We start from the raw sequence: 11,757 nt of genomic DNA on the forward strand, positions 1-11,757 counted from the left end.
CCGATGAACAGGAGGAACAGAGTGACACCCGTACCGCTTTCCCCGGTCTACCGTGCCGAGACGCTGCGCAAGCTCGCTCGCGAGGAGATCGACGTGCTGGTCGTCGGCGGGGGAGTGACCGGTGCCGGCGTCGCACTCGACGCGGCGTCGCGCGGGCTCTCCGTCGCGCTCGTCGAAGCCCGTGACTTCGCCGCGGGGACGTCGAGCCGGTCTTCGAAGCTGATCCACGGTGGGCTGCGTTATCTGGAGAACCTGGACTTCAAGCTGGTCCGGGAGGCGCTGAAGGAACGCAGCCTGCTGCTGCAGACCCTCGCGCCGCATCTGGTCCGGCCGGTGAAGTTCCTGGTGCCGCTCAAGCACCGCGTCTGGGAACGCGGCTACATCGGCGCGGGTGTCACGCTTTACGACACCCTCGGCGGAGCGCGGGCCCTGCCGCGGCACCGGCATCTGTCGAAGCGCGGCGCGGGCAAGGTGGCTCCCGGTCTCGCGGACGACGCCCTGATCGGCGCCATCCAGTACTACGACGCCCAGGTCGACGACGCCCGTCACACGATGACTATCGCGCGGACGGCGGCCGAGCAGGGCGCTTCCGTCCTCACCCGCGCCCGGGTCACGTCGCTGATCCGTGACGGCGAACGCGTCGTCGGAGCCAAGGTCGTCGACCGCGAGAGCGGTGCGGAGATCGAGGTCCGGGCGAAGACGGTCGTCGCGGCCACCGGCGTGTGGAGCGACGACATGGCCGAAGCGGCGGGCATCCCCGCGCCGTTCACCGTGCGTGCTTCGAAGGGCATCCACCTGGTGGTGCCGCGCGAGAAGATCGACCTGGACACCGGGCTGATCCTGCGCACCGAGAAGAGCGTGCTGTTCGTCATCCCGTGGGGACGGCACTGGATCGTCGGCACCACCGACACCGAATGGGACCTCGACCGCGAGCACCCGGCGGCCAGCCAGGCGGATGTCGATTACGTGCTCGACCACCTCAACGCCGTCCTTCGCACGCCGATCACCGCCGACGACATCGAAGGTGTGTACGCCGGGCTTCGGCCGTTGCTGGCCGCGAAGGCGACCTCGACGACGAAGCTGTCGCGGGAGCACGCCGTGGCGCATCCGGTGCCTGGTCTGGTGATCGTGGCAGGCGGCAAGTACACGACGTACCGGGTGATGGCCGCCGACGCGGTCGACGTCGCGGTGGAGGACCTCGGCCGTCCGGCGCCGTCGTCGTGGACCGAGCGGCTGCCGATCGTCGGCGCGACGGGCTATCACGAACTGTGGGGCGCGCGGCATTCGCTCGTGCAGCGCACGGGGTTGCCCATCGCTCGTATCGAGCACCTGCTCCAGCGCTACGGCACCGCGATCGAGGACATCCTGGAGTCGATCTCGGAACGCCCCGAACTCGGCGAAGCGATCCCGGGAACCGCGGAATACTTGAAGGCGGAGGTCGTCTACGCGGTCTCCCACGAGGGCGCGCTGCACCTGGAGGACGTGCTGACGCGGCGCACCCGGATCTCCATCGAGGAACGGGATCGCGGCGTGACGGCGGCGCCGGTGGTGGCGGAGCTGATGGCGCCGCTGCTGGGCTGGGACTCGCACAAGCAGGAACGCGAGGTCGCCAACTACCTCGCACGGGTCGAGGCGGAACGCTCCGCGCAGGCCCAGCCGGACGACGAGGCGGCGAACGCCAGCCGTCTCGCCGCTCCGGCGCTGCTGCCGAGCTGATCGTGGGCTGAAAGGGCCCTTCGCCGCATGCGACGCGGCGAAGGGCCCTTTCGTCGCGTCACATGCGGGCATGGTTCCCTTCAGCGCATGCCTACTTGAGCCAGTCGAGGTAGCGGGTCGCGGCGATACGGGCACCGTCCTTCGTGGTGAGCACGTCACCCTTGACCGCGGCGAACATGCCCGCGGTCTCGTCGACGGTCACCGGACGCGTGTCTCCCTTGGCGGACAAGGTGATCCGGCCCAGTTCGGCCAGCGGGTAGACGTCCGGGCCGCCCACGTCGAGGGTGCCGTTCAACGGCTTTCCCGCCGAGACCTCGGAAACCGCGGCGGCGACGTCGGCCGCGGCGATCGGCTGGATCGGCGTGCTCGGCAGGCGGACGGCGGTCTCGTCGGAGGTCCAGGACAGCACCGCGTCCACGAATTCCATGAACTGGGTGGCGCGGACGATCGAGTAGGGGACACCGCTCTCCTTGAGGATGTCCTCCTGCAGGGTCTTCGCGCGGTAGTAGTCGAGGTCGGGCACCTGGTCGACGCCGACGATCGACAGGATCACGAAGTGCCCGGTGCCCGCCTTCTTCGCGGCCGCGACGAGGTTGTCCATCGACGTCCGGAAGAACGCGGGGGAGGCGTCGTCGAAGGTCGGCGAGTTCGTGAGGTTGACGACCACGTCGGCGCCGTCGAGCGCGCTGTCCAGACCCTGTCCGGTGAGCAGGTCGACGCCGGTGGACGGCGAATGCGGCACCGCCTCGTGCCCCGCCTCGTTCAGGTTGCGCACGACCTGCGAGCCGATCAGCCCGGTCCCGCCGATGATCGCGAATTTCATGACCCAGTGCCCTTCGTCGGTGGCGCCCGTTAACTCGGACACCTCATGTCCGAGATATTACTCGGATACATTGTGTCCGAGTCAAGAGGCGGGTTAGAGTCATCCGGGTGAAGATGTCCGGTGGGGTCGAGTGGGCCCTGCACTGCTGTGTCGTGTTGACCTCCGTCGACGAACCCGCGCCCGCCGCGCGCCTGGCGCAGCTGCACGACGTCTCGCCGAGTTATCTCGCGAAGCAGCTCCAGGCGCTTTCCCGGGCCGATCTCATCCGGTCGGTGCAGGGGAAGGCCGGGGGATACGTGCTCACCCGGCCGCCTTCGGAGATCACGGTGCTCGACGTCGTCGAGGCCATCGACGGACCCGGCCCGGCCTTCGTCTGCACCGAGATCCGGCAGCGCGGCCCGATGGCGACGCCGGCCGAGGCGTGCACGACGCCGTGCGCCATCAGTCGCGCGATGGCCAACGCCGAGGTCCAGTGGCGGGCGGCGTTGCGCGCCGTCTCCATCGCGGATCTGGCCGACGACGTCCGGGGTGACTACGGTCCGGGCGCGCTCGCGGGGATCGGCGCGTGGTTCAAGGCTGCCGAGGGGTAGCGGGCGCCGGTCCGGCGGCAGCCTGAAGTCCCACTGGCATGGGGTGCAGAGGCGTTCGCGGGAGCAGGCTGAGCCAAGAGACCTCGATCTTGACTGTCCATAAGGGACGCAAATCTAGACCAAAGTGCCCGATCGGGCGTTTTGCGCACCTTGGTGAGGGGGGCGTGAGTGTTTTTGGTCGTTCTAACCCTCTTTGCCACTCACGACCCCATGGGTAACCGCGCATACGTGCACAAACGGGAGATCCAGTCGCCTGAAATTGTCCTTTGTGGACATTCGCGCCAGTGCGCGCCCTGGAAACGCCGGAACCCGTCCTGCGCTATCTCGACTTTGCCGGGAACCAGAGTCCCTCAAGGAGTCCGGGGCATCAAAGCGGTCGCGATCATGGTCGCCACCACCAGCCCCGCCGCGAGCGAGAACGCCCGCACCACCGAATGGCCGTGCAGGAAGACGCTGCCGAAAACGGCGGTACCCAGCGTCGCACCGACTTGCTGCACCGCGTTCAGCAGCCCCGCCGCGGATCCGGTCTCCTGTGGACGGACGACGGACAGTGCCGCGGTGAAGAACGGCACCGTGAACAGGCCCAGGCCGAGCCCGCCGATCCCGAGCGCGATCGGCAGCGTGCCACCGAGAGCCGGCAGGATTCCCGCGAGCAGCAGCGTCAGACCGGCGAAGGCGACACGCGATCCGTATCGGGGAACGAGCCATTTGCCAGCCATCCACGAGGAAATCGCCAGCCCGCCCGACCACGGCAACAGCGTCAGCCCGGACGCCAGCACGCCGAGACCCTCGTCGAGTTGCTGGTGCAGGACCACGACGAGCATCACCCCGTTCATCACGGCGAAGAACAGGGTCGCCGCCGCCAGAGCCGCGGGGAAACCGCGGTGTCCGAACAGGCTCGGCTCGACCAGCGGATGACGCCGGTTCCGCTGATGGAACCCGAACAGCACCAGTACGGCGGCACCGGCGGCGAACAGGCCCCAGTTCCACCTGTCGATCAGCGGGTACACGAGCAGCCCGGTGCCGAGCGAGGCGAGCAAGGTGCCCGGCACATCCAGCCGGACCGGGTACCCGGCGCGGTCTTCCGGCAGCAGTCGCCCCGCCACGAGCACCGCGATCGAGATCGGCACGTTCACCAGGAACGCCGCCCGCCACGACACGAGATCCGTCAGCAAGGCGCCGAGCAACGGCCCGCTCACGGCGGACAGGCCGACCACCGGCCCGTTCCAGCCCAAGGCCGCCGCCAGCGCCGGACCGGAGAACATGACCTTGATCAACCCGAAGGTCTGCGGGATCACCAGTGCCGCCGCCGACCCCTGCACCGCTCGCGCGCCGATGAGCACGCCGGTGCCGGGCGCGAGCGCGCAACACAGGGAAGCCAGCGCGAACACCGCGACTCCGGACAGGAAAACGCGGCGGCGGCCCAGCAGGTCGCCGAGCCTGCCACCGGTGATGAGGAGCACCGCGAACGGGAGTGTGTACGCGGCGCCGAACCATTGGATGGCGGAAGCGGGGCCGCCGAGGCCGGCGCGGATCGCCGGACCGGCGACCTGGGTGATCGTCGTGTCCAGCACGTTCATCGCCTCCGCCGCGAGCAGCGTGGCGAGCGGAACCGATCTGGTCTTCGTCAGTTGCATGAACAGGATCGTGCGACGAAGATGATTTCTGTTCCATGAAACCCGGATCGGATGGACGAAATATTCCATGCTCGACGACATCGATCGTGCTTTGATCCACGCGTTGCAGATCGACGCCCGTGCGCCGTTCAGCCGGATCGGGGCGGTGCTCGGTGTCTCGACCCAGACCGTCGCCCGGCGCTATCAGCGGCTCCGGGCCGAATCCGGGTTACGCGTGGTCGGTCTGCCCGATCCCGACCGGACGGGGCTGACGCAGTGGCTCGTCCGGCTGAGCGCGCAGCCCGCCGCCGCGCGGACGCTCGCCCGTTCGCTGGCCCGGCGGCCGGACACGTCCTGGGTCAAGCTCACCTCCGGCGGCACCGAGATCGTGACGATCGCGCACACACCGAGGCACGCACGGAGCGCCATGCTGCTGCACGACATCCCACGCGCCGCGAGCGTCACGGCGGTGTCCGCGCATTTCATCCTGCACACCTACCTCGGCGGCCCGACGGCGTGGCGCGGCAGGCTCGCCGCGCTGACCGAGGATCAGCAGGAAGCGTTGCGGCCACCGGAATCCGTCGCCGGCGACAGCCCGCCGACGGCGGCGGACCACGCGCTCATCGCCGCCCTCCGGCAGGACGGCCGGGCGAGTATCGCCGATCTCGCCGCGGCGGCGGGCCTCGCCCCGGCGACGGCGGCCCGCCGCCTGGCGGATCTGCGCGCGCGAGGCGCGCTCTTCTTCGACGTCGAGATCAGCGCGGCCCTCTACGGTGTGACCACCCAGGCGTTCCTGTGGATGGCCGTCGCGCCGGCCGATCTCGACGAGGTGGCGACGACGCTGGCCACTCACGAGGAGCTGGCCGTCGTCGTCGCCACGACCGGGCCCACCAACCTGGCCGCGCAGGCGTTGTGCCCGGATCCCGCCGCGCTACACCACTACCTCACGCGCCGGCTGGGCGCGTTGCGGGCGATCCACGCGGTGCACACCGCTCCGGTGCTGGAGATCGTGAAGGCGGTCGGACCGCTCACGACCTGAACCGGTCGGCGTGCTCGGCGACCCACTGCGCGAACGTGCGCGCAGGCCGCCCGGTCACCTTCTCGATCGTGTCGACGACGGTGTGCGCTTCCACCGGCGGCGAGGCATACCAGCCGATGACGTACTCGGCGTCCTCACGGGACACGCCGGTCGACATCAGCCGTTCGATCGCCTGCTCGTGCGGCAGTTCCGCGAACTCGATGTCCCGGCCGAGGGCGGCGCCGAGCATCGCGACCCGTTCGCGCGGGGTCAGCACCTCCGGGCCGGTCAGGTTGTAGGCCTTCCCGGAATGCCCGTCCTCCAGCAACGCGGTGACGGCGACGGCGGCGATGTCGGCCTCGTGCACGAGCGCGCTGGGAAGGTCGTACGGCTCGCGGACCACACCACCGTCGCGGATCGCGTCGGCCCAGGTCAGCGTGTTGGACATGAACTCCTGGGGCTCCAGGCGCGTCCATTCCACCCCGGATTCGGCCATGGCCTGTTCCGTCGGCCCGACGTAGCCGCCCCAGACGACGGTCATCCGGCGCACGCCCGCGTCCACGGCGCGTTTGACCAGATCGGCACCGACGTCGGCGAGCCCCGAGGTGACGGTGATGTGCAGCTTGGTGACGCCTTCCAGGGCCTCGGTCAGGGTCTCGGGCGCGGTGTGGGTGCCTGCCACGAGCTCGACACCCGCCGGAAGCCGGGCTTCGGCGGGGTTCCGGGTGAGTGCCCGGACGGGCTCCCCGTGACGGACGAGTTCGGCCACGACGTGGCGGCCGGTGTTCCCGGTGGCCCCGGTTACCAAGACGGTCATGAGTGATTCCCTTCGTTTCCCGTGAAGGTAAAAGCTCAAGTAATGTGGAGGTCAAGCGGACCGATCAGGAATCGAGAAGCGCCGGTGCCCGCGGGATCCCTAGCGTCTTCGCCATCAGGCAAGACGACTCCAGGAGGTTCTCGTGAGCAAGCGGATCCGGACGTTCCACCGGTGGACGTCGCTCGTCTTCGTCGCCACCGTCATCGTGTGCTTCGTGGTCGTCGCGCAAGGCGACCCGGCCGAGTGGGTGCTCTACACGCCACTGCCGCCGCTCTTCCTGCTGATGTTCAGCGGGCTGTACCTGTTCGCGCTGCCGTACACCGCCAAGCGGCGCAATCGGCGGCGGGTGGCCGGATGAGTCTTAGTTCACGGCAAAAATTAACAGGCGGCGTATCGGCCGGAAACTCTTGACGCCGCCGCCGGGTCCGGTGAGGATCGGCCGGTCCCCGCCTCCCGCAGAATGGACCAGACCATGGCAAGACGTGCTCGTGCGCGCCGAAGTCCGCTGATCGCCTTGATGAGTCTCACCCTGCTCGGCGGGGCCGTGGCGGCCACGCCCGCGGCCGTCGCCGCCGAGCAGCCGGTGATCGGGAAACCCGCGCTCGACCGGGACGGTTGTGCCCGCATCGAGAAGAGCCTGCCGACGCTCGCCGACTGGCCGAAGGTCGAGAGCCGGTTCAAGGGCAAGGCCGGTGACGAACAGCGGATCGCCCGGATCCTCGAGGGGATGACCCTCGAAGAGAAGGTCGGGCAGATGACGCAGCCCGAGATCGCTGCGATCACCCCGGACGAGGTCCGCCAGTACTCGATCGGCTCGGTCCTCAACGGCGGCGGCTCGTGGCCGAACAAGGACAAGCACGCCTCACAGCAGGACTGGCTGAAACTCGCCGATTCCTATTGGGACGCCGCGAAGAGCAGCCGGACGAAGATCCCGGTGATCTGGGGTATCGACGCCGTGCACGGCAACAACAACGTGTACGGGGCCACCGTCTTCCCGCACAACATCGGGCTCGGCGCGGCGCACGACCCGTGCCTGGTACGCGACATCTCCGCGGCGACGGCCCGGCAGATCCGCGCCACCGGCCAGGATTGGGCCTTCGCGCCGACGCTGGCCGTCGTGAAGGACGACCGCTGGGGACGCACCTACGAAGGGTTCTCCGAGGACCCGCGGATCACCAGGGCCTACGGCTACGAGGCGATCAACGGTCTACAGGACGGCTCGACCAAACGCATCGGCTACAACGGCGTGATCGGCACCGCCAAGCATTTCATCGGTGACGGCGGCACCCTCAAGGGACAGGACCAGGGCGTCAACCCGTCCTCCGAGGCCGAGATGATCAACGTCCACGGCCAGGGCTACTACGGCGCGCTCGCCGCGGGCTCCCAGACGGTGATGGTGTCGTTCAACAGCTGGACCAACGCCGAACTCGGCATCGACGAGGGCAAGCTGCACGGCAGCGACAAGGCGCTGAACCAGATCCTCAAGGGCAAGATGGGCTTCGACGGCCTCGTCGTCTCCGACTGGAACGGCATCGGCCAGGTTCCCGGCTGCACCAACGCCTCCTGCCCGCAGGCGATCAACGCCGGTATCGACATCGTGATGGTGCCGAACGACTGGAAGGCGTTCATCACCAACACCGTCGCGCAGGTCAACGCCGGCCAGATCCCGCTCTCGCGGATCGACGACGCGGTGACCCGCATCCTGCGCGTCAAGCTGCGCTCCGGGCTGTACGAGTCGCAGAAGCCGTCGGATCGGTCCTACGCGAACTCTGACGAGGCGCTGAAGGAGACCTGGCTGGCGCGCGACGCGGTGCGCTCGTCGCAGACGCTGCTGAAGAACAACGGCAACGTGCTGCCGCTCAAGCCGAAGTCGAAGGTCCTCGTGGTCGGCAAGAGCGCGGACAGCATCCAGAACCAGACCGGCGGCTGGACGCTGAGCTGGCAGGGGACCGGCAACACCAACGCCGATTTCCCGAACGCCACTTCGATCCTCGCCGGGCTCAAACAGCAGCTCGGCGACGTCAACGTCACCTTCGACGAGAAGGGCGACACCGACCCGAAGGGCTACGACGCGGTCATCGCCGTCATCGGTGAGACCCCGTACGCGGAAGGCGTCGGCGACCTGACGCGCAAGACGCTGGAGGCGTCGAGGCTCTACCCCGAAGACCTGGCCGTGCTGGACAAGGTCCACGGGAAGGGCGCTCCGGTCGTCACGGTCTACGTCGGCGGCCGCCCGCTGTACATGAACAAGGAGATCAACCGCTCCGACGCGTTCGTCGCGGCCTGGCTGCCGGGTACCGAAGGCGGTGGCGTCGCCGACGTCCTGGTCAAGGGTGGCTTCAAGGGCACGCTGCCGTACTCGTGGCCGAAGAGCGCCTGCCAGACGCCGCTGAACGCGGGTTCGGCCGACTACGACCCGCTGTTCAAACTCGGCTACGGCCTCAAGACCGGGCAGCGCGTCACGGTCGGGCAGCTGGACGAGACGGCCGGGCCGGTGACCTGCGGCTCGACCGGTGGCGGCGGTACCGCGACCGAGGATCTCGAGGTGTTCAACCGTACCGATGTCGCGCCGTACAAGGGATTCATCGGTTCCGCGGAGAACTGGGGCGGCACCGAGATCGGCCCCGACGGCACCGCGTCACACGCCGAGATCAGTGTCGTGCAGTCGGACGTGAACGTGCAGCAGGACGGGCTCAAGTCGACCTGGACCGGCACCGGCCCGGCGCAGCTCTACTTCCAGAACCCGGCCGGTACCGACGATCTGCGGGGTTATCTCAACGCCGACGCGGCGCTGGAGTTCGACACGGTCGTGCACGAGGCGCCGTCCAACCGGACGGTGATCAGCATGCACTGCGTCTACCCGTGCTTCTCCGAGGTGAACGCGACCAAGCTGTTCACCGATCTGGCGGGAGCGCCGAAGTCGACGGTGAAGATCCCGGTGTCGTGCTTCGCGAACGGGCTCGACCTGGAGAACGTCAACACACCGTTCCTGGTGTACACCGACGGCAAGTTCTCCGCCTCGTTCGCGAACGTGCGGTGGGTGCCCAAGGGCGCGCAGGATCCCGATGCGAGGCCTTGCTCAAGCCTGAGCTGACGCCTCGTGAGTGGCGAGGACGGTTCTAACCGTCCTCAACACTCACGAGACGTGCCCCACGACGTCACCGCTGGCAGTACGTGAAGGCCCCCTTCACTGCGTCTAGCGCAGTGAAGGGGGCCTTCACGCGCCCTCGCTGCGGCTGCTGGGGGGGCGTGCTGGGCTGCGGATGGCGATCGCATAGCCCGTGAACCGCTTTGGCCTCGTGAGTGGTAAGGACGGTTCTAACCGTCCTTACCACTCACGAGGCGAGGGGAGGCGGGCGTCAGGTGGTCGCGGGAGGTGACCAGGTCAGGCGCGGATCCGTCTGCACGAAGCTGCCCAGCAGGTGATCGATGCGGGTCAGCGCGTCGAGGTCCAGCACCACCCCGGCCGCCTTCGCGTTCTCGGTCACCTGGGCGGCGGTGCTCGCGCCCATCACCACCGAAGCGACGGTGTTGTGCTGCAACGTCCACGCGAGCGCCAGCTGGGCCATGGTCAGCCCGGCCTCGTCGGCGACGCCGCGCAGCATGCCGACGCGTTCGAGGAGGTCCGGCAGGAGCAACGGCCGCGTCTCGAACGCCTTCGCGCCGCGTGAGTCCGGCGGGATCTCGCCCGGCCGGTACTTGCCGGTCAGCACGCCCTGCGCGAGAGGGACCGACGCGAACTGGCCGATCCCGGACCGCTCGCACACCGGCATGACCTGTGCCTCGGCGACCCGCCAGAGCATCGAGTAGTGCGGCTGGTTCGCCACCAGCGGGACGCCGTGCCGTTCGGCGATCGGCCGCGCCTCCAGCAGCTGTTCCGCCGTCCACTCCGCGGTGCCCGCGTAGAGGATCTTCCCCTGCCGCACCAGATCCGACAGTGCGAGGAACGTCTCCTCCAACGGTGTGCGGTAGTCGAACCGCAGCAGCTGGTAGACGTCGACGTAGTCGGTGCGCAGGCGCCGCAGCGAGCCGTGCAGGGACTTCGTCAGGTGTTTGCGGCTAAGGCCGGCGTCGTTGACCCCCGGGCCTTCCGGCCAGAAGACACCGGTACACAGGACGAGATCGTCGCGGCGCGCGTGGCTCAGCGCCGCGGCGAGGTTCTCTTCGGCGGCGCCGCCGTCCCAGGCGGCCGCGGTGTGGAAGGTCGTGACGCCCGCGTCGAGCGCGGCCTGCACGCATTCCGCGCCGTCGGGATGGGTGAGCCAGTTGCCGTACGAGATCTCGCTGACGGACAGCCCGCTCGCGCCGAGCCTGCGGTACTCCATGGTCACCTCTTCCGTGCGCCGGTTTCGAGGATGGTGCGGTCGATCCATTCGTCGAGCCCGGCCGCCTTGCGGGCGTAGGTCTCCCGCACCGATTCGTGCGGCAGGATCAGGAACTCCTCCGACGCCAGCCCGTGCACGACGGACTCCGCCACGTCCTCCGGCTCCAGCAGCGGCGCGGCGGCGGCGATCGCGAGCGCGGCGGGGTGACCGGCGGCGATACCCGGCTCCAGCAGCGCGGTCCGCACGCCGAGCGGGCACAGCGCGCTGACCCGCACCCCGCGCGGACGGTAGGTGATGGCCAGCCATTCGGCGAGCCCGACGGCCGCGTGTTTGGTCACCGAGTACGGCGCGTCGCCGGGAGTGCCGAGCAGACCCGCGCCCGAGGCCGTGATCAGCAGATATCCGTGGCCCCGGCTCAGCATCGCGGGGAGCGCGACCTGCGCGGCGTGCACATGCTGCATGACGTTGATCGCCCACGACCGCGTCCACTGTTCGTCCGCGGCGTGCACGCCCGTCCCGAACGCGGCACCGGCGTTGGAGCAGAAGAGGTCCACCGGGCCGAACGCCGCCCGGGCCTCGGTCACCAGCATCTTCAAGTCCTCTTTGGACGACGCGTCGGCGTGGCGCGCGATCGCGGTGCCGCCCGCGGCGCTGATCTCGGCTGCCACCTTCTCCGCGCCCTCGAGATCGAGATCCGAGACCACCACCCCGGCGGCGCCCTCGGCGGCGAACCGCCTGGCCATGGCGGCGCCGATACCGTGTGCCGCGCCGGTCAGCACGACGACCCGTCCTGTCACTTCCACATGCGCTCCATGGTTATCGATTCTGCGTTCGATGACAATTCTTCTGTTT

General features: G+C 68.9%; 10 protein-coding genes. 5 read left to right on the forward strand and 5 right to left on the reverse strand.

From position 1 onward, the window contains the following. The first annotated feature begins 3 nt into the window (after nt 1-3). A complete protein-coding gene (glpD, locus tag ACFWIW_RS25095; protein ID WP_219151115.1) occupies nt 4-1,716 on the forward strand; it encodes a glycerol-3-phosphate dehydrogenase in 1,713 nt (570 codons plus the stop codon). A gap of 91 nt (nt 1,717-1,807) precedes the next feature. On the opposite strand, the gene ACFWIW_RS25100 is transcribed toward glpD, so the two are convergent. Next, nucleotides 1,808-2,539 (reverse strand): SDR family oxidoreductase, encoded by a 732-nt coding sequence (locus tag ACFWIW_RS25100; RefSeq protein WP_378370678.1) that lies wholly within the window; start codon nt 2,537-2,539, stop codon nt 1,808-1,810. A gap of 113 nt (nt 2,540-2,652) precedes the next feature. Here ACFWIW_RS25100 and ACFWIW_RS25105 point away from each other — a divergent pair, with 113 nt between their 5' ends. Beyond that, nucleotides 2,653-3,129 (forward strand): RrF2 family transcriptional regulator, encoded by a 477-nt coding sequence (locus ACFWIW_RS25105; protein WP_378370704.1) that lies wholly within the window; start codon nt 2,653-2,655, stop codon nt 3,127-3,129. A 350-nt stretch (nt 3,130-3,479) separates the two neighbouring features. Here the strand turns inward: ACFWIW_RS25105 and ACFWIW_RS25110 are convergent, their stop codons facing one another. Next, a complete protein-coding gene (locus tag ACFWIW_RS25110) occupies nt 3,480-4,766 on the reverse strand; it encodes an MFS transporter (RefSeq protein ID WP_378370679.1) in 1,287 nt (428 codons plus the stop codon). Between the two features lie 67 nt (nt 4,767-4,833). Here ACFWIW_RS25110 and ACFWIW_RS25115 point away from each other — a divergent pair, with 67 nt between their 5' ends. After that, the gene (locus ACFWIW_RS25115) at nt 4,834-5,784 is read left to right on the forward strand and encodes an Lrp/AsnC family transcriptional regulator (RefSeq protein WP_378370680.1); all 951 of its coding nucleotides are present in this window, start codon (nt 4,834-4,836) and stop codon (nt 5,782-5,784) included. Here ACFWIW_RS25115 and ACFWIW_RS25120 read toward each other — a convergent pair. Next, nucleotides 5,774-6,580, reverse strand: a complete 807-nt coding sequence (locus tag ACFWIW_RS25120) for an NmrA family NAD(P)-binding protein (protein ID WP_378370681.1) — start codon at nt 6,578-6,580, stop codon at nt 5,774-5,776. The two genes, ACFWIW_RS25115 and ACFWIW_RS25120, sit on opposite strands and share 11 nt — an antisense overlap. A gap of 142 nt (nt 6,581-6,722) precedes the next feature. Here ACFWIW_RS25120 and ACFWIW_RS25125 point away from each other — a divergent pair, with 142 nt between their 5' ends. Together ACFWIW_RS25125 and ACFWIW_RS25130 are read left to right on the forward strand one after the other, a co-directional pair. Beyond that, entirely contained in the window at nt 6,723-6,938 is a 216-nt protein-coding gene (locus tag ACFWIW_RS25125; RefSeq protein ID WP_378370682.1) for a hypothetical protein, read from the forward strand. A gap of 159 nt (nt 6,939-7,097) precedes the next feature. Continuing rightward, entirely contained in the window at nt 7,098-9,674 is a 2,577-nt protein-coding gene (locus tag ACFWIW_RS25130; RefSeq protein ID WP_378370705.1) for an exo 1,3/1,4-beta-D-glucan glucohydrolase, read from the forward strand. A gap of 265 nt (nt 9,675-9,939) precedes the next feature. On the opposite strand, the gene ACFWIW_RS25135 is transcribed toward ACFWIW_RS25130, so the two are convergent. Together ACFWIW_RS25135 and ACFWIW_RS25140 are read right to left on the reverse strand one after the other, a co-directional pair. Beyond that, nucleotides 9,940-10,905, reverse strand: a complete 966-nt coding sequence (locus ACFWIW_RS25135) for an aldo/keto reductase (protein WP_378370683.1) — start codon at nt 10,903-10,905, stop codon at nt 9,940-9,942. A 2-nt stretch (nt 10,906-10,907) separates the two neighbouring features. Beyond that, a complete protein-coding gene (locus tag ACFWIW_RS25140; protein ID WP_378370684.1) occupies nt 10,908-11,708 on the reverse strand; it encodes an SDR family oxidoreductase in 801 nt (266 codons plus the stop codon). Nucleotides 11,709-11,757: the final 49 nt, after the last annotated feature.

Origin of the sequence: Amycolatopsis sp. NPDC058340 (genome assembly GCF_042723975.1) — a bacterium.
Taxonomy (GTDB): domain Bacteria; phylum Actinomycetota; class Actinomycetes; order Mycobacteriales; family Pseudonocardiaceae; genus Amycolatopsis.